Here is a 16,487-nt window from a genome sequence, read left to right as displayed (position 1 = left end):
ATTACTTCCCAAGCTCCCTCTTCAACTCTTCAATCCTCTTTTTGATGTCCTCAAGCTCTGCCTCAAGGTCCTCCTTCATAGCTTCGAGCATTTCAAGCTCATCCTCAGGACGGAGAGCTGGTGGATAGGGTGGATATGGTGGGTAGTCCCAAGGGTGGTCCCGGTATCCCCACCATCTGCATCTCATCCATCCCGGTAGTCCAGTGGCTCTATACCACCACCTCCAGCCTCTGCCACCCCAGCCGGGCATCCACCAGGGCATCACCACCACCTCCCTCTACCAGCTCTACCGGCTCTCCTGCCCCAGAATCTCCTGCCGAACCATCTGAACCATCTTCCACCGAAAGGTGGCCAGACGGAGCGGTTCATGAATCCCGGCATTCTGTAGCCGGAGCAGAATCCTGCTCTTCTGCCAGTTCTCGGCCCCTGACCCCAGGGTCCGGTTCTGTCTCCGCCAGGCATTTTTCTCACCTCCAAAAATTAGTAGCCACAAAGTTGACTTAAAAAATTTTCGGTTAACCTAAAAGTTTTAAGCGAAAAAATAAGAACTAAAAGACTTACTTGCTCCCCTCAATGGCCTGCTCAACGTAAACCAGAGCCTCTGGATTCATAAGCGTCGAAGTGTCGCCTATCTTTGCTTTCGTGAGCTTGGCCTTAACGAGTCTCCTCATGATCTTACCGCTCCTCGTTTTTGGCAGATCCGGCACGAAGTATATCTCATCCGGACGAGCAATTTTTCCGAGCATTTTCGCCACATGCTCTCTCAGCTCCTCCTTCAGCTCGTCCGACGGCTGGTATCCCTTCCTGAGGATGACGAAGGCAACTATATAAGGTGCTTACTCAAGCTTAATCCTAATCTCCCCTCTAACTCCCTTAATCACCAAACTACAAACAATCCAACCCTCCCATCAAAAGAGACATCCAGTAATCCTTCTCCAGCCGAAATAAACCAATCAAAAACCGCAAAAGTTATGTAGGAGGAGGCGTAAGCCTCCTCTGGGTGAAACAATGCAGATCCCGCTTGCAGTCGACCCAAACGACTACAGATGGCAATTACTTGGGAAAATACTTAAGATTTTCGAAATGAGAAAGACGAGGAAGATCATAGCAAAATTCACTTCGCCAATAAAAACTGCAATCAGTTGTATGAAAATCGTTCTCACCTCAATGTTCTTCTCTACCAAAATCTCTCACGTTGTTGAAGAATTAAGGCAAAGACAGGATTTAAGGGAGTTTCTTGGAATAAGGGAAGATGAGGTACCAGAAACTTCCTACATATACTCCTTTCTTTCGAGATTCGGATTAAGCAATTTTATAGCGATGATTTTGAGAGTTCTGAACTCAATAACCAAGAGGAGGGCGAGAAACACTAAGCTAATCGTAGATTGTACCGACATTAGTGTAGACATAAACTGGTTCAGGAAACCTGTTAGGCAGAAAGATTTGCATGGAAAGGATTACAGGTGGGGATACTCCGCGAAAGGAATGTTTGTCGGATTTAAGCTGACTCTGGTTTTAGAATACCCCCTCTCTCAAACCTTTGCTCTTTTTGCTGCATCCTGCAAACAGGCATGAGGCTAAGATCTTCGATCAAATTATGAATGAACTCAGGAGAAGGAGAATTGCAAGGATGGGAGATACTGTGATTATGGATAAGGGATTTTACGCCTACAGGAATTATTTATCGGGGATAAACGAGTACAGGGTTGTTCCCTTGATTTTCCCTCGTTCCAACTTCAATATTCAGAGATTGAGTGGAATGCTCAGCTATCCTCTGAGTATTTTCAGCTCAAAGAATTTGGATGAGGAGAAGAGGAGGTTTAAGGCTTTAAAGGCTAAGCTGTTGAATTTGTTGCAAAGATGGGAGACTTTTAAGGGGGTTAGATCTGTCATAGAGGATGTGTTTAAACTCGCTAAATCATTTGGTTTGAGGAGATTGCATCGTTATACGAGGAGATCTGTGTTTAAATTTGCAACTCTGAATGTCCTTTTGGTTGGCGTGGTTGTTGCTCTGGGATTTAGGGAGAAGAAGGTGTTGCAGAGGTTGGCGGAGATGTGATTTGGTAAGGGCCCTAAACTATAGCCTCTCCCTTAACCTCATGCGGCTTTCCAACAACAGCAGCCTCGCTGACGGCAGGATGACTGACTAAGGCAGACTCAACCTCGCTGTTGCCTATTCTGTGCCCTGCCACATTCAAAACATCATCCAGCCTTCCCTGAATCCAGAAGTAGCCGTCCTCATCAACCCTTGCAGCATCGCCAGTAAGGTAAACATCCTTGAACTTCTCCCAGTAAGTCTTGAAGTACCTCTCCGGGTTTCTCCACACACCCCGCAGCATCCCCGGCCACGGCTTCTTTATGACAAGGTAGCCTCCAACGTTCTTGCCGTAGAGGGAGTTTCCGCTATCATCGAAAACGTCCGCTTCTATTCCTGGAAACGGCTTTGTCGCTGAGCCGGGCTTCAGAGGAGTAACAGGGAGTGGGGTGACAATGAAGTGACCCGTCTCGGTCTGCCACCACGTGTCCATTATCGGGCATCTCTCCTTGCCGATGTGCTTGTAGTACCAGTACCAAGCTTCAGGGTTTATTGGCTCTCCCACACTTCCGAGGATACGCAGGCTGCTTAAATCGTGCTTCTCCACCCACTCCTCGCCGAGGCGCATGAACATCCTTATGGCTGTTGGTGCAGTGTAGAATACCGTGACGCCGTACTTCTCGATGATTTCCCACCACCTGTCCGGCTTCGGATAGTCAGGGACGCCGCAGTAAATCACCGATGTCGCACCGAGAATCAGGGGGGCGTAGACTATGTAGCTGTCCCCGTTATCCATCCTATATCCGCCGTGCACCAGTAAACGTCGTTTTCCTTCAAATCCAAAACGAACTTAAGGGTTGCTGCCGTTCCAACAGCATAGCCGCCGTGGGCGTGCATCACACCTTTGGGCTTGCCAGTTGTGCCAGAGGTGTAGAGGATGAACAGAATGTCGTTCGCATCCATTACCTCCGTCTCGCACTCCTTTGGCTGATTTCTTGTTACATCATCCCACCAGTAGTCCCTGCCCTCCTTCATCGGCACGTCCAAGCCAATTCTCCTCGCAACGATGACCTTCTCCACACTGGGCGCATCCTCCAAAGCCTTGTCCGCATCCTCCTTGAGGTGAATAACACTTCCCCTGCGGTAAAAACCGTCGGCTGTAATCAGAAGCTTCGCTTCAGCATCGTTGATTCTATCTCTCAGCGCCATAGGGCTGAAGCCGGAGAAAACGTCGGTGTGAATCGCCCCGATTTTCGCACATGCAAGCATCGCTATTGGCAGTTCAGGAATCATGGGGAGGTAAATCGCAACCCTGTCGCCCTTCTTAACTCCTAACTCCTTGAGGGCGTTTGCGAGCTTGTTAACCTCCCTGTAAAGCTCGCCGTAGGTTATCTTCCTCACATCCCCGTTCTCTCCCTCCCATATGTAAGCAACCTTGTTCTTCCTCAGCTCAGCCTGCTTGTCAAGGGCATCGTGGACTATGTTGTACATCGCCCCCACAAACCACTTGGCGTAGGGAGGGTCCCACTCAAGAACTTTTTCGGGCTCGGAAAACCACTCGATTCCAACTTCCTTCGCCATCTCACTCCAGAACCACTCCGGGTTCTCCAAAGCCCTTTTTCTCAGCTCATCCTCATCCTTTATGCCGTGCTTGTCCATAAACTGCTTGATGTTCGAGTTTTCGGCGAGCTCTTTGGGAGGGTAGAAAACTCGCTCCTCCCTCAGCAAGGACTCAAGTCCTGGCATGGTCATTTTCTTAGCATTGTTCCAGTTAAACCTTTCGTGGCTTTTCAGATTGGAGTCTAAACTGCTACGAGAAATGTTGTTTACGAAACTGCCATCAAAACATCCTCAACATCCCTCAACCCAGAGTCAATGACTTTCACCAGTATGCCTCTGCTCTTGAGGTGAGCTTTCGCCCCCTCTCCATCCTTTCTCACGGCAACCATGCTCACCCCGTGCTTCTCAAGTAGCTCGGAAATCAGGTACCCCTTCCTCTTCTCAGCCCTGTAGTGCTCATTTTCCACAACCATTCTCTCCCCGCTCTCAAGGTTCACCACGACGAACCTCGGGGAGTCGAGTTCGCCCGTGTAGTGTCCATACAAGTCAACCGGAATTGCGAGAACCTTCGGCTTTGTTACGTTTACGACAGTAACTACGTTAACAACACCCGGAATTCTCTCTTTTATTTCCTCTGAAATTTCCCTCTGCAGTGCAGCGATGGTCTCGGCATCCATTCCGGCATCGACGGTGAGGTGAACCTCAACCACCCTGCTCTTCATCGTTCCCCTTGTCCCTATGAAGTCCACGGACTTCACTCCATCAATCTTTTCAATTACAGACCTAACTTTCAGCGCCAATTCCTCATCAACCCTGTCCATGAGAACGTCTATGGAGTTCTTCAGCACCGAACCGCCAATCTGCAAAATCACAACGGATATTGCTATCGCCACGACGCTATCGGCCCACCAGTAGCCGAAGTAGACGAAAAAGAAGCCGACAACAACAGCTAATGAGGAGAGCACGTCAACTCTGGAGTGCTTTCCCTCCGCAATGAGAGATGTCGAGCGTGTTTTCAAACCGACCCTTATCTTGTACCTCGCGAGGAGCTCATTTGCAACGGCTGAAAGCATGGCTACTGCTACGGCGTAAAGCTCGAAGGTGGGCACGGAAGCGTTGATGACGCTCGAAATGGCTTCATGCATAATGAGGAGGGATGAAAGGATTATTATCAGCCCAACCGCCATCTCAGCAAGGCTTTCAGCCTTGAAGTGCCCGTATGGGTGGCTTGCATCAGCAGGCCTTTCAGCAACCTTTATCCCCAGCCAGACGAGGACCGAGCCGAGAACGTCGACCAAGGAGTGGACACCATCAGCAATGAGAGCCGTTGAATTCGCGAAAATTCCCGCCGCTACCTTGAGGGCGGTTAAAACGACATTGGCAAAAGCTGAGATTTTTCCCGCTCTTAGAGCTTCATCCATAAGCCAATTCGTTTCGGTTACATAAAAACTTCCTCAAAACTTTCTAAGCCCTTTCAACAAATTCACCCTCGGAACTCTTTTCATGTATTCCAAATAGGCGTCTCCAAACTTTTCCACGTTCCTTCTTTCCTCTTCAATCATCGCGAAGTACAGCAGAGTAATCAGAACTGCACCTGTTATCAGGCTCATTGCATGCTGGGCTAAAAGTATAAGTGAGACGATCACGAGAATGTGCCCAAGAAACTCAGGATGGCGGACCAAAGCGTAGGGACCGGAAGTAACGAACCCTCCCCTCCTTCGTGCCCTGCTCGCCCAGAGAAGGAGGATTAGACCAAACGCAAAGGTGATGCAACCCGCATAAACCAACCACCATAAACCCGCAGAGTTGAAAAAGACAACAGAAACCGCTACCTGTATCACGTAGAGGGTTGCGAATATGGCATGTCCAATTGCATGTCCTTTCGTCATATCCTCGTAAAAACTGCCATAAAAAATTAAAAATTTTTGAAATTAGATGCAGCAGGGAATCTGCAGTATTCCCGCCTCAAGAACGACGTACCTCAGCAAAGCTCCGCCAACCAGGACGAATATTGCCGATATCACTGTCACCGCCGTTACTCCCGGTCTTTTTACCTCGTAGCCGAATATGAGCATTATCGGAATGGCGAGGCCCATCAATAGCACTCCTCCAACGAAGTAGGGGGCGAGCCATCCGAAAAGGACTGTGTTCACAGACTCTATGGCAGCAACCGGCCCGTAGCTCCTAATCAGCAGGAATATCGACAGAACTATCAGCTCGAAGATCATTACGAAGCCGTCTGTTTTTGCCATCACGTGAATTTCATGAGCCTCTCTGTCAACCACGAGCATCAGCAGTATCAGCGATGCTAAGCCTGTTGAGAGGGCTGAAATCATGAATATCACCGGTAGAGCAGGAGCGTTCCAGAAGGGGATGTTGAAGACAATTCCTATGAGTATGCCCGTGTATGCAGCAACGCCGATTCCTGTGATGAAGGCAAGCCATCCGAACGCTCTGATTGCAGCCTCGCTTTTTGCCCATGGCACCCATTTGAACCAGCGGAGCATTGGAGCGACAAAGAGCGCTGCGAACAGCATGAACGCAGAGAGAAGCGTTGAGCCTATCACAATCCAGGATGAGGGGTTGAGCCTCGGGCTCAGAAGGACTAAGTAGAACCTCTCCGGATGTCCGAGGTCAAGGATCAGGAAAAGCGTACCGATTAAGACAGCTATCAGTCCGAGCAGCGAACCTCCCACAACCAGCGACTGGCTTCCCTTCTGCCTCCAGAAGTAGAAGCTGATGCAGAAGGCCATCGCTCCCAAACCGCCGAGGAAGAGGTAGAATGCAATCAGTATTCCCCACCAGGGCTGCTGGAGGAGGTAATAATGCTGGGGATTCAGGATGAGCATGCTATCACCTCGGTCTTATATAAAACACCTTCGGCTTCGTACCGTACTCCGCGCCAATAGGGATAGCTCTGTTCTCCGCCACCAGCTTCGCCACCTCGCTGTTCGGGTCATCGAGGTCTCCGAAGATTCGCGCGTTAGCTGGACAAGTCTCAACGCAAGCCGGAAGCTTCCCCTCCTTAACCCTGTGAACGCAGAAAGTGCACTTGTCAGGTGTGTGCCTCTCTGGGTGGATATATCTTGCCAGGTAAGGGCATGCGACCATGCAGTACTTGCACCCGATGCAGAGGTCGTAGTCTATCAGAACTATGCCATCCTCGTTTACGTAGCTCGCCCCAGTAGGGCATACGTGAACACAGCCGGGATGCTCGCAGTGCTGGCATATTCTGTGCATGTACATCGTCGAGACGTTGGGGAACTTGCCGGTAACAACCCTGTGAACCTGGGTTCTCAGCCCCGTCTCGTAGGGAACGTTGTTCTCCTCGATGCATGCCGTAACGCACGCCTCACAGCCGAGACACTTCTCAAGGTCTATGACCATGCCGTATCTTGCCATCTCAACCACCTCACGCCTTGGTAATCCTCACAATTGTCTCCTGACTCATTATTGTGCCACTGAGCGTGTCGAACTGCAGAGGAATCAACCTCATCATCGTCATTCCTCTCTGGGGAATGTTTGTCAGCCTCTCACTGCTTTGACCGAATCCCGAAACCGTGAAAATTGTGTCCTTCCTCACAAGCTCGTTGACGAAGGCTATCGCTTCGGTTTTATCCCCCGTGAAGACCGACTCGACAACCACTCTGTCCCCGTTCCTTATTCCAAGCTCAGCAGCCCTCTCGCTGTTTATCCAGATGCCCTTGTAGTAGAGTTCCGCATCATCTATAAGCTTCGCCAGCAATGGATTGTCCGAGGTTGAGCTGTGAGTTGTGAATGGGCTGCGGCTGTAGGCAAGATAGAACTCATTGCTCCCCAGCTTTCTCTCGCTTACCTTCGGCGGCACCCACTTAATCAACGCATCCCAGTAAGGCTCGCTCGCTTTCGATGCGAAGTTGGCGAGCATGAAGCTGAATATCTCAACCTTCCCCGTTGGAGTTGGAAGGGGTTGCTTGTAAGGCATGTTGTAAACAATTTTGTCCCTCCCTGCCTTCAGCACATAGCCCTTCGAGAGTAGCTCGTTGTAGTTTACGCCCTTTGCCTCTGCCTGAGCCCTCCTTATCCCCGCAACACCTTCTCCGTGGTAGTAGCTTTTCAGCTTCTCAGCATCAACGCCGAGGCCTTTGCTGAGAGCCTTGAAGAAGGTGTCCTCCGTTCCAAGCCTTGAGGCAATCTCAACCATCATCTCGATGACGTGCTTGGTGTCGTAAATCGGCTCTATTGCCTTAACTCTCGTGTGGAATCCGAATGCGGGGGCGTAGGCGATCGGGAAAAGTGGATCATCCTTTTCGATGTACGTTGATTCGGGAAGAACAACATCAGCGTAATACAGGTGGTCCTGCGGGAGAATGTCAACAGCCACCATGAAGTCAAGCTTCTTCAACGCCTCCTCCCACTTCTGCCTCTCGGGCATGTTCATCAGGAGGTTGTGCCCGACGACGAAGAGCATCTTTATCGGGTAGGGGTCTTCGTTGACAATCGCATCGTAGAACGCCTGAACCGTGTGTCCGAGGAAGGCTGTTGCAATCCCCCTCTTCTCCGCCCACATTCTCAGCACGCTTTGGCTTGGTGCCTCGGTTGTTGATTCTTTGGATGTTACAAACTGGGCGAGGCCCGTGAAAAGCAAACCCCCGTCGTTGTTCACAGAGCCGACAAGGGCGTTTACAATTGCCGCAGCCCTCCATGTCAGCAGGCTGTTCCTGTACTTTGGTCCGTGCCATCCGGAGTCGATTACACCCCTCCGCAGCGCAAACTCCCTCGCAATCTCCCTTATCTTCTTCGCTTCAATGTCCGTAATGCCCTCAGCCCACTCCGGTGTGTATTCAGCGACTCTCCTCTTCAGAGCCTCAAAGGCAGGAATTACCTTCTCACCTTCAACCTCATACTCCCCCTCAAGGGCGGGAAGCATCGCAGAGTCGTGCTCAACAGCAGCTCCCTTTGCGAGGTCAAAGACGAGGTACTTCTTCTTGCCATTCTCATCCCACACTTTGAAGGGCTTGCCGTCTTTCAGCAGCATCGGAGCGTTGGAGTACTTTGCAAGGAAGTTGGAGTCGTAGAGCTTCTCATTGATTATTACGTTCATCATTGCCAGAAGGAACGCCAAGTCCGTGCCGGGCTTGATTGGCAGCCACACGTCAGCTTTCGCAGCTGTCTCACTATATCTCGGATCCAGAACGACGAGCTTGAACTTCCTCCTGTTCTGTCCCAGCCTCCACCCATGGACGACGCTTATGCTACCTGCAACGTTTCTACGGAGCATTATGACGTATCTGGCATTCTCGTAGTCCGTCAGAAGCTCCGGATGCGCCCCGAAGCCGTAGGCAGACTTCCAGCCAAGTGCCTTGGAGAGGAAGCAGAGAGCCTCAGGCACTCCTCCTCCATTTGGAGTGCCAAGGGCAGCCAGAAAAGCTTTGAAGAACGGCTTGTAGTAGGTGCAAGGTAGCCAGCCTCCCAGCATGCCGATGTATTCCGGATGCCCCATTTCGCGGTACTCCTTCACCTTGCTCGCAATCAGCGACAAAGCCTCCTCCCAGCTTGCCTCCCTGAAGCTCCACGTGCCTTTCTCACCCGTCCTTATGAGAGGTTTTTTCAGCCTGTCGGGGTTGTAAACCCTCTGCACTCCTGCATTTCCTCTCGCGCAGATTTTGCCGTTGTTTATCGGATGATCGGGAGTGCCGTGGATTCTGTGAACTTTTCCATCCCTGACCTCGACCTGTATGCTGCAGGCTGCAGGACACATTGCACATATGTTGGGTACAAATTTCACCTCACCGCTTGCAGCTGTTGCCTCAGCGTATGATTTTGGCTGAAACTTGATGCCAGCGGAAATGGCAGTTGCTGTTAAGGCCGTAGCTTTGAGAAAATCCCTTCTTGTAACCATACAGTGTTTTTTTGATTTTATTTAATAAGAACTTTGCGGTGCTGATGAAATTATAAATAACGTGGAAATTGCAAAAAGTTTATAGGTTATTACCTAAAATTGAGAATACTGAGTTATATTTAATTGCTAATCACTTAAAAGACAAAAAGAAAATTATTAAATTTGACTGCACTAATCCTTTATTGAGCGCCTAAAAAATCACAGTTCCAGCCTTCGCGTCAATAAATCTGCTACCGAACACGTTCTGGAATATTCTCTTGCCCTTCTCACCTGTACAGTGGCAAGGAGCTATTTTATCAGTAAATTTCCTCAGCTCCATTGCTATACTCTCGATTCTATATTCAGGAGTGCCAAACAAATGCATCCCACCTGCAATCAGTTTGAGCTTTCCAAATCTCTCAAAAGCCACTCTTGCTATCCTAACAATTCCCGGATGAGAACAGCCGATGAGCATAATTTTTTTGTAAATTAAAGCCTGCTCTTCAAAAGGCTCAGTAAAATACAGCGTCTCAATCTCGTCAAAGCTTTGGTTGTACTCTCCTGGGAAAAACACCTCCGTCTTGTCATCAAGCCATTCTAAACCCCCCGTATGGTCAGCATGTCTATGTGAGATGAAACATGCTTTGATTTTGCTTTTATTAACTCCCAGCTTCCTTGCGTTAAAATCGAGTCTTACAGCATCACCACCGGTATCGAAAAGAATTGCACCATCATTAGGGCATAGTAAGGCTGAGAAGCCCCAGCCCGCTTTGAATCCCGGAAGTGCTTCATTGTCGTACAGTATTTTTAATTTCATGAGCACATCAATCGTCTCGGCATCGACGGTGAGGTGAACCTCAACCATTCAGATTTAGCCAGCAATTTATCCTAAAAATAGTTAGAAGGGGGCGCTCTCAAACCAGTCCTTCTCGTACTCCTCAATCCTTCCGCTATCGGCAAGCTTTATCAGCTCCTCCTCTATTGGTATGCTTGTGAAGAATCCGATGTTGTACTTCTTCGCCAAGCTTTCTCCCTTCCCCTCTCCAAATATGTAGCTCTTGTGCCCGCAGTTGGGGCAGACGAAGTAGCTCATGTTCTCTACAAGCCCTAAAACGGAAGTGTTCGTTTCCTCAGCCATGTTTATGGCCTTCTCGACAATTACCGCCGTCAGCTCCTGTGGCGTTGACACAACCACCACTCCCGTTGGCTTCGCATCCTGCATTACTGTGAGAGGTGCATCTCCTGTTCCCGGCGGAAGGTCAATCAGCAAATGGTCAAGCTCCCCCCAGGCAACTCTGCCGAGGAACTCCCTGATCATACCCGCAATCAAAGGCCCTCTCCAGATAACGGGCGTGTTCTCTTTCGGCAACAAAAACTGCATTGACATCACCTTAATCCCGTACTTCTGCGTCAGCACCGGCTCAAGCCCTTCAGCGCTGACAGCAATTCTTGCATTTCTCAAGCCGAAGAGAATGGGGATGCTCGGGCCGAGAAAGTCAGCATCGAGAATCCCAACCTTCTTTCCCTGCCTAGCGTAATGGACGGCAAGCAAGGCTGTGACGGTTGATTTACCCACACCGCCCTTGCCGCTCATCACGGCAATTCTGCTCTTGATTTTGCCGAGCCTCTCCTTAATCTCCTCATCCGTAACCCTCTTCTGCATTCACAACACCTCCCTAAGTTTTTTCCAGATTTCAACCATTTTATCAGCAGCCTTACCGCTGAAGGGAAAATTCAGATTCGCAATCTGCTCAGGAATTGCCTTATCAAACGGAACTCTTCCGGCAAACTCCACTCCGTTTTCAGAGCAGTAACTCTCAATTTCTGAAGCAATGTTAACATTTAAGTCGAACTTGTTCACGACAACGAAAGGCCTGATTCTGAAGTGTTCGCAAAGCTCAAGAATCCTGAGCATGTCGCTCAACCCTGAAACTGTTGGCTCCGTGACAATTATCGCCGCATCAACCCCCGTTAAGCTGGCCATAACGGGACAGCCAACTCCAGGGGCGGAGTCCACGATCAGGAATTCAGCATTACTCTCCTCTGCAATCTCCTTCGCTCTGTTCTTCACCTCTGTAACAAGCCTTCCGGTGTTCTCCTCTCCCGGCTTGAGCCTTGCATGGACGAAGTATCCCCACTCAGTCTTAGAGACGTAAAGGTCCCCTGTTTTCACATTCTCCATCTCTATCGCCCTTTCCGGGCAGACGTTGAAGCAGAAAGCGCAGCCCTCGCACTTTTTCTCGTCCACGTAATAGCCGTCCTCAGCCACAACCGCCCCAAACCTGCAGAGGTCATAGCACAAGCCGCATGAGGAGCACTTTTCCGGCATTATCCTTGCCTTCTTCGAAGCGATGAAGTCCTCTGCCTTCAGAATTTGGGGCTTCAGCAGAATGTGAAGGTTTGGGGCGTCGACATCACAGTCGGCAACCACTCCCCCCTCCAAGGCGTGAATTGTGGCTGAGAAAGTTGTTTTTCCCGTCCCGCCCTTTCCGCTTATCACCGCAACCTGCTTCACGCTATCCCCTCGTAAAGCTGCACGAAGAAATCCTTCATGTCGTGAAGAAGTTCACCTCTTGAGTATTTTTCCGCGATTTCCTTGCTGAAGGGTATTTTTCCGAGAATCTCAACTCCCCCCTCTTTACAGTACCTCTCAATTCCGTCAAAGGGAAGTCCGTGCTTGTTTACAACGACTCCAAATTTCAGCCCCAAATCGGAAACAACTTCAGCTGCAATCTTCAAATCGTGAAGACCGAAGGGAGTGGGTTCGGCAACGAGAATTACGTAATCTGCATCGCTAACGCTCTCAACCATAGGGCAGGACGCTCCGGGAGGGGAGTCGATGATTGCATTCTTCCCCATGAGCTCCTTCACCTGCTTTATCAGAAAAACCGCTGAAGCTTCGCCGATTCTCATCTCTCCGTAGGTAAGAGTGATGTCCGACTTCACCCTCACTATTTTTCCCGTTTGGTAGTCCACCTCCTCCATCGCCTTTTCCGGGCAGAGGTAGATGCATGCTCCGCAGCTGTGGCACAGCTCCGGCAGAGGATAGGCTTTGTCAATGACGTAGATGGCAGAATACTGGCAGACGTCCTTGCACACTCCGCATGCGTTGCAGTTCTCCCTCACCTCAGGAACCTTTCTGTAGGCTGGCCATTCCTCAGCTTCACCCTTTATGAATATGCGGTCGTTCGGCTCCTCCACGTCCAGATCAAAAAGGTCAATGTGGTTGAATACAGCCAGATTCACCGCAACGGTCGTTTTCCCCGTTCCACCTTTGCCGGAAGCAACAGCGATCCTCATATCTCTTCAACTACAAACTCTTCTCCGACCTTTTTAACCCTCACTCGCATTTCCCTGCTTCCGTCAAAACCTCTTCTTCGAAGCTCAGAAAAGTCCGCTTTTTTCAAAAAATCGAGAAGAAGCTCAAGCTCCTCTGCCAGTATTTTCTCCCTCTCTTCATCATCCTCTTTCAGCAGCTCCTGAACAAGCATCTCGTATCTTTTCTTGGCTGAGGTTTCAATGCAGTGGCCGGCGAGATGAAGCACTACCTCCATCTGCCTCCTCCCATGCCACCTCCCATTCCTCTGCCTCTACCGCCGCCCATTCCTCTGCCCATGCCCTTGCCCATACCACTTGACGGAGCTGTAATTTCCTCCAGCTCGCCTTTTAATAGCTTCTCAACAGCATCTCTGACCCTTAGCCCTTCTGCAACAAAAGCTCTTATTCCTGCAGCTCTCAGAACGTTCATGGCTTTCGGTCCAACATGGCCTGTAAGCAAGACCTCCACTTTCTTATCAACCAGCATTTGTGCAGCAGCAATCCCCGCACCGCTTGACTGCGAGGCTGCTCTGTTCTCAACAACCTCCACGTTTTTCACTCCGCCATCGTAGTCCACAATCGTAAACGTTGCAGTTCTGCCAAACTGCGGTGTTACGATGTCATCAATTCCCCCTTTTAGAGTCGTTGCTGCAATTCTCATAACCCTACTTCGCCTTAAAGCATATAACTTTTCGGATTGCCTAAAATTTAGTGGTGATGATGCGAGCAGCCCATCGCCTCATCCGCCTCAACCAGCTTTCCCGCAAGGAATTGCTCGATTGCATCTCTCACAGTTCCGCTTGCCCCCATGTAGACCTTAATCCCGAATCTCCTGAACATCGCTATCGCCCTCGCCCCCATTCCGCTGCAGAGTACAACATCAGCACCGGCAGATTTTATCAGCTCTGGAGGGTAGCCAACCCCGCCAAAATGCTCGCTCGTGTTCCTTACAACCTTAACTTCTCCCGTCTCCGTATCGTAAATCGTGAAGCTTTCAGCCTTGCCAAAGTGCTCGCAAACGTAATCGTCCAATCCTCCTCTGTAACTCGGAACGCACACCTTCATGTTTGCAAGCGTGACCTCAAGACTTTTAGGCTTTTCTAAAAAACGGAGGATTGTTTAAAATTTAAAAAATAAAAATAAAAAACTAACCAATCTTTTTCCTAAATAGCCCAACAGCAATCAATGCGGAGACTGCTAAAAGAAGCTCGAACCCTGGTGTGGATCCAGTTGTTCCTGCCCCACCTTTCACAGCTTCAAACTTACCGTTATCTGCCTTTACGGGAATGTCGACATGTGTGTTTACGTCATAGGCCTTTACACTCTGAATCGTTAGGTCAGTTGACCCGGCTTTAAGCACTTGAAAAGTGATTACTGCAACACTCCCCTTTCCGTTAATTCCCTTGGAATCAGCCAAGCTTATTGCCACCATTCCCTCTCCTGTGTTCGAGGACAGCAGTCCCTTGTTCAGCTCACCTTTCCCAACATTTTGAACCTTCAGGATGGTTGGGTCGTAAACTATCACGATATCCATGCTTCCGAGGTTCTGTGCATTCTCAACCTCAACTGGAACTTCAACAGTCCCACCAACGGCCCCGCTGGTATCCGGGATTTTAACAACCATTTCAGCTGAAGCAACACTCATTGTGAGGATAAAGACAACGAGAGTTAGCAGAAGAAATCGCCTCAAAACCATCACCTCACTTACCCAGTAAGCCATTCTGGCTTATAATTTCCGCCGTTCTTCTGATCATCATGTCTGTTGCCATCTTCATGATTTCAGTGGCATCCTTCGCAAGCACCTTTCCATCCCCATCCATATCTGCTACAGGGTTCGGCTCAACCTTCCCGATTGACATCTGAAGTGCAAGCAGAGCGTCGAGACTGTTTATTTCTCCATCTCCATTCACATCTCCCTTGTTTGCTTCTTCCTGAGAGACAATCCTGAAAGTCCCATTTATCGTCGCAACCTTTACAGAATTCCCATCAATGTCGTAGATTTCGATCCCTTGAAGGGTGAGAGCGTGAGAGTTTCTGAGTGTGATTTCAGAGAGCTGTTGGCCCAAGCCCCTAAGTTTACCTTTAACGTTTTCTGCCTGCTCCGCTTTTTCATTGCCTGTAACTCTGAACTTTACGTAGAACAGCGAACCGTCGCCGCTAATCCCGTTACTGTCCGCGATGCCAACTTTAATTTGATTACCTTCAACATTGTAATCGAAAAGTGAGTTCTGAGTTAGAGAGCCCTGAAGCACATCCTCAACCTCAAGCACATTCGGGTAGCTCAGGATGAGATTTATGCTGCCCACTTTGTCAGCATTTTCGATTTTAACAGGCACCTGGATATCACTTCCTTGGGGCGCTTCGGCAGAACCGGCAATGATGGTAGTTTTCGGAGGAAGCATAGGTTGGAGGTCCAAGTTGAGCATCGGCGGAATTGTCACACCTTCTCCCTTAACGAGTGCGAAGATTCCGAAACCATTTGTTTCGTTGTACCCCCTGAACACAATTACGCTTCCATCGTTGTTCGTGAGTGATAAGCCTGTATGGACATTGTATGTTCCCAGCATCTCATAACTTCCGTCGTTGATATCTATCTCGTAAAGTGAGAACTTGTATTCAAAGAGGTCATTGTACAGGCAGTAGAGCTTCTGACCGTCTCCACTTATCATCGGGTTACAGAAGTGCAAATCGCTGTTGAGAAGCATTATGTTACCGTTCTGGTAGAGGAAAACTCCTTCTCTTCCCTTGCTGTCTCCCTCAAGGTAAAATGCAACTTTCCCATCGTTGCTGACCGAGAATTGCCTCACAGCTCTTCCCTCGCTGTCGGAGTAAATAATCTTAGGCGGTTGACCTACACCACCCACGTAAAGCTCGGACACCCTTTGTTCCCCTTCTCCACGAACGGTCGAGAAGGCAATTTTACTCCCATCCGGGGATCTAACCGGGCCATATACGTACTTCCCCAATTCTATTCCCCCAATTGCAGAACCGGTAGCTGTGTAAGTCCCGATGAAGTTTGGCCAGTTGAAGTCATCTAAATACACCCAGTAATTGACAGTAATGTGGTTTCCGTTTTCATCCAGCAGCGGGTCGAAGTAGAATTTGCCGGGGTCGTCGATGAGGTGGCGGCCTTGCTGCCAGTTGTTGGACTGACTGACAACATAAACGTAATGTCGTGTATCTTGTCTAAAATTGTAACCGTTCGCTCTCAACGAACGCAATCTTTGAACCCTCAGGAGAAATGGTCGGGTAGCTGTCGAAGTAGATGTTCCTTGTTACTCTCGTTACCTGCTTGGTTTCGAGGTCCATCAGAAATACTTTTTCGTCCCAGTGTGTGGCGTAGCTCCCATCCGTGTGTTTGGAGAAAACTATCTTAGTTCCATCTGCTGTCATCCCTCCTGGTCCAAAGTGTGAGGGGTCATCTACCAGCTTCACGAAAGACCACTCTTCTGCAGCAGCTGTGGTCAGAAAAATCAGGGAGACAGCAGTATTCCGAACCTTGTCAAGATGGTATGTGACAGTATATCCACAAAACCGAAGATACCCACTTTCGATGAAATTTACGAAAACGTGACGGCAGAAATCTGCCCCCAGAGTAACACCACCCCTCATCGCAGGCTTTGCCCTCTCAGAGTGGCTGACCTCTGGGGGCTGTCCCATGTCCGGGTTGCCCCATACTCATCGTAAGGCTTTCGCCTCACTCCTAAGGGGACC

At 49.5% G+C, this 16,487-nt stretch carries 20 protein-coding genes and 1 pseudogene; 2 read left to right on the top strand and 19 right to left on the bottom strand.

The annotated features are described in order from the left end of the window. Position 1: 1 nt before the first annotated feature. The 3 genes from AF_RS13795 to AF_RS12055 all read right to left on the bottom strand — a co-directional run bounded on the left by AF_RS13795 (position 2) and on the right by AF_RS12055 (position 827). Positions 2-262 (bottom strand): DUF5320 domain-containing protein, encoded by a 261-nt coding sequence (locus AF_RS13795; protein ID WP_010879879.1) that lies wholly within the window; start codon positions 260-262, stop codon positions 2-4. Beyond that, complete coding sequence (locus tag AF_RS13790) at positions 262-462, bottom strand: DUF5320 domain-containing protein (RefSeq protein ID WP_010879878.1); 201 nt, start codon at positions 460-462, stop codon at positions 262-264. Before AF_RS13790 ends, AF_RS13795 begins: the two co-directional genes overlap by 1 nt. A gap of 95 nt (positions 463-557) precedes the next feature. Next, entirely contained in the window at positions 558-827 is a 270-nt protein-coding gene (locus AF_RS12055; RefSeq protein ID WP_081423290.1) for an AMP-binding enzyme, read from the bottom strand. Between the two features lie 181 nt (positions 828-1,008). Between AF_RS12055 and AF_RS12490 the strand changes: the two genes are divergently transcribed. Together AF_RS12490 and AF_RS12485 are read left to right on the top strand one after the other, a co-directional pair. After that, complete coding sequence (locus AF_RS12490; protein ID WP_052270500.1) at positions 1,009-1,575, top strand: hypothetical protein; 567 nt, start codon at positions 1,009-1,011, stop codon at positions 1,573-1,575. Continuing rightward, positions 1,541-2,059: a transposase gene (locus AF_RS12485; RefSeq protein ID WP_081423289.1), complete on the top strand. Its 519-nt coding sequence runs from the start codon at positions 1,541-1,543 to the stop codon at positions 2,057-2,059. Before AF_RS12490 ends, AF_RS12485 begins: the two co-directional genes overlap by 35 nt. 13 nt (positions 2,060-2,072) lie before the next feature. On the opposite strand, the pseudogene acs reads toward AF_RS12485, so the two are convergent. From acs to AF_RS11970, 16 genes and pseudogenes are all read right to left on the bottom strand, one after another. Continuing rightward, a pseudogene (gene acs / locus AF_RS12800) lies at positions 2,073-3,787 on the bottom strand (acetate--CoA ligase). A gap of 74 nt (positions 3,788-3,861) precedes the next feature. After that, complete coding sequence (locus AF_RS12040) at positions 3,862-5,016, bottom strand: cation diffusion facilitator family transporter (RefSeq protein ID WP_010879875.1); 1,155 nt, start codon at positions 5,014-5,016, stop codon at positions 3,862-3,864. A gap of 33 nt (positions 5,017-5,049) precedes the next feature. Then, entirely contained in the window at positions 5,050-5,484 is a 435-nt protein-coding gene (locus AF_RS12035; RefSeq protein ID WP_010879874.1) for a methyltransferase family protein, read from the bottom strand. Positions 5,485-5,526: 42 nt separating this feature from the next. After that, complete coding sequence (gene nrfD, locus AF_RS12030; protein WP_010879873.1) at positions 5,527-6,444, bottom strand: NrfD/PsrC family molybdoenzyme membrane anchor subunit; 918 nt, start codon at positions 6,442-6,444, stop codon at positions 5,527-5,529. A 4-nt stretch (positions 6,445-6,448) separates the two neighbouring features. Then, positions 6,449-6,997 (bottom strand): sulfate reduction electron transfer complex DsrMKJOP subunit DsrO, encoded by a 549-nt coding sequence (gene dsrO / locus AF_RS12025; RefSeq protein WP_010879872.1) that lies wholly within the window; start codon positions 6,995-6,997, stop codon positions 6,449-6,451. A 10-nt stretch (positions 6,998-7,007) separates the two neighbouring features. Beyond that, positions 7,008-9,476, bottom strand: coding sequence for a molybdopterin-dependent oxidoreductase (locus AF_RS12020; protein ID WP_010879871.1), 2,469 nt, complete (start codon positions 9,474-9,476; stop codon positions 7,008-7,010). A 190-nt stretch (positions 9,477-9,666) separates the two neighbouring features. After that, positions 9,667-10,320: an MBL fold metallo-hydrolase gene (locus tag AF_RS12015; RefSeq protein WP_010879870.1), complete on the bottom strand. Its 654-nt coding sequence runs from the start codon at positions 10,318-10,320 to the stop codon at positions 9,667-9,669. A 33-nt stretch (positions 10,321-10,353) separates the two neighbouring features. Next, on the bottom strand, positions 10,354-11,118 hold the full coding sequence (locus AF_RS12010) for an Mrp/NBP35 family ATP-binding protein (protein WP_010879869.1): 765 nt from the start codon (positions 11,116-11,118) through the stop codon (positions 10,354-10,356). Then, positions 11,119-11,970, bottom strand: a complete 852-nt coding sequence (locus AF_RS12005) for an ATP-binding protein (RefSeq protein WP_010879868.1) — start codon at positions 11,968-11,970, stop codon at positions 11,119-11,121. Further along, positions 11,967-12,755 (bottom strand): ATP-binding protein, encoded by a 789-nt coding sequence (locus tag AF_RS12000; RefSeq protein ID WP_010879867.1) that lies wholly within the window; start codon positions 12,753-12,755, stop codon positions 11,967-11,969. Before AF_RS12000 ends, AF_RS12005 begins: the two co-directional genes overlap by 4 nt. Continuing rightward, complete coding sequence (locus AF_RS11995) at positions 12,752-13,009, bottom strand: hypothetical protein (RefSeq protein WP_010879866.1); 258 nt, start codon at positions 13,007-13,009, stop codon at positions 12,752-12,754. The genes AF_RS12000 and AF_RS11995 overlap by 4 nt, the downstream gene beginning before the upstream one ends. Beyond that, positions 13,000-13,434, bottom strand: a complete 435-nt coding sequence (locus AF_RS11990) for a NifB/NifX family molybdenum-iron cluster-binding protein (RefSeq protein ID WP_010879865.1) — start codon at positions 13,432-13,434, stop codon at positions 13,000-13,002. Before AF_RS11990 ends, AF_RS11995 begins: the two co-directional genes overlap by 10 nt. A gap of 47 nt (positions 13,435-13,481) precedes the next feature. Further along, positions 13,482-13,838: a NifB/NifX family molybdenum-iron cluster-binding protein gene (locus AF_RS11985; RefSeq protein ID WP_048064575.1), complete on the bottom strand. Its 357-nt coding sequence runs from the start codon at positions 13,836-13,838 to the stop codon at positions 13,482-13,484. 82 nt (positions 13,839-13,920) lie between these two features. Further along, positions 13,921-14,463, bottom strand: a complete 543-nt coding sequence (locus tag AF_RS11980; RefSeq protein ID WP_158296903.1) for a cohesin domain-containing protein — start codon at positions 14,461-14,463, stop codon at positions 13,921-13,923. Positions 14,464-14,473: 10 nt separating this feature from the next. Continuing rightward, the gene (locus AF_RS11975; protein ID WP_010879862.1) at positions 14,474-15,994 is read right to left on the bottom strand and encodes a cohesin domain-containing protein; all 1,521 of its coding nucleotides are present in this window, start codon (positions 15,992-15,994) and stop codon (positions 14,474-14,476) included. Beyond that, positions 15,960-16,433, bottom strand: a complete 474-nt coding sequence (locus AF_RS11970; RefSeq protein ID WP_010879861.1) for a TolB family protein — start codon at positions 16,431-16,433, stop codon at positions 15,960-15,962. Before AF_RS11970 ends, AF_RS11975 begins: the two co-directional genes overlap by 35 nt. Between the last annotated feature and the right edge of the window lie 54 nt (positions 16,434-16,487).

Origin of the sequence: Archaeoglobus fulgidus DSM 4304 (assembly GCF_000008665.1) — an archaeon.
Lineage (GTDB): Archaea > Halobacteriota > Archaeoglobi > Archaeoglobales > Archaeoglobaceae > Archaeoglobus > Archaeoglobus fulgidus.
Note: the sequence above shows the minus strand (reverse complement) of the source record. Positions and strands in the feature narration are given on the sequence as shown.

Bases quoted from the DNA above. Each gene is read 5' to 3' on its own strand.
- AF_RS12490 (WP_052270500.1), top strand. From the start codon at position 1,009: ATGCAGATCCCGCTTGCAGTCGACCCAAACGACTACAGATGGCAATTA.
- AF_RS12000 (WP_010879867.1), bottom strand. From the start codon at position 12,755: ATGAGGATCGCTGTTGCTTCCGGCAAAGGTGGAACGGGGAAAACGACC.
- AF_RS13790 (WP_010879878.1), bottom strand. From the start codon at position 462: ATGCCTGGCGGAGACAGAACCGGACCCTGGGGTCAGGGGCCGAGAACT.
- AF_RS11995 (WP_010879866.1), bottom strand. From the start codon at position 13,009: ATGGAGGTAGTGCTTCATCTCGCCGGCCACTGCATTGAAACCTCAGCC.
- AF_RS11990 (WP_010879865.1), bottom strand. From the start codon at position 13,434: ATGAGAATTGCAGCAACGACTCTAAAAGGGGGAATTGATGACATCGTA.
- AF_RS12015 (WP_010879870.1), bottom strand. From the start codon at position 10,320: ATGGTTGAGGTTCACCTCACCGTCGATGCCGAGACGATTGATGTGCTC.
- nrfD (WP_010879873.1), bottom strand. From the start codon at position 6,444: ATGCTCATCCTGAATCCCCAGCATTATTACCTCCTCCAGCAGCCCTGG.
- AF_RS12010 (WP_010879869.1), bottom strand. From the start codon at position 11,118: ATGCAGAAGAGGGTTACGGATGAGGAGATTAAGGAGAGGCTCGGCAAA.
- AF_RS12040 (WP_010879875.1), bottom strand. From the start codon at position 5,016: ATGGATGAAGCTCTAAGAGCGGGAAAAATCTCAGCTTTTGCCAATGTC.
- AF_RS12020 (WP_010879871.1), bottom strand. From the start codon at position 9,476: ATGGTTACAAGAAGGGATTTTCTCAAAGCTACGGCCTTAACAGCAACT.
- dsrO (WP_010879872.1), bottom strand. From the start codon at position 6,997: ATGGCAAGATACGGCATGGTCATAGACCTTGAGAAGTGTCTCGGCTGT.
- AF_RS11985 (WP_048064575.1), bottom strand. From the start codon at position 13,838: ATGAAGGTGTGCGTTCCGAGTTACAGAGGAGGATTGGACGATTACGTT.
- AF_RS13795 (WP_010879879.1), bottom strand. From the start codon at position 262: ATGCCCTGGTGGATGCCCGGCTGGGGTGGCAGAGGCTGGAGGTGGTGG.
- AF_RS11970 (WP_010879861.1), bottom strand. From the start codon at position 16,433: ATGGGACAGCCCCCAGAGGTCAGCCACTCTGAGAGGGCAAAGCCTGCG.
- AF_RS12035 (WP_010879874.1), bottom strand. From the start codon at position 5,484: ATGACGAAAGGACATGCAATTGGACATGCCATATTCGCAACCCTCTAC.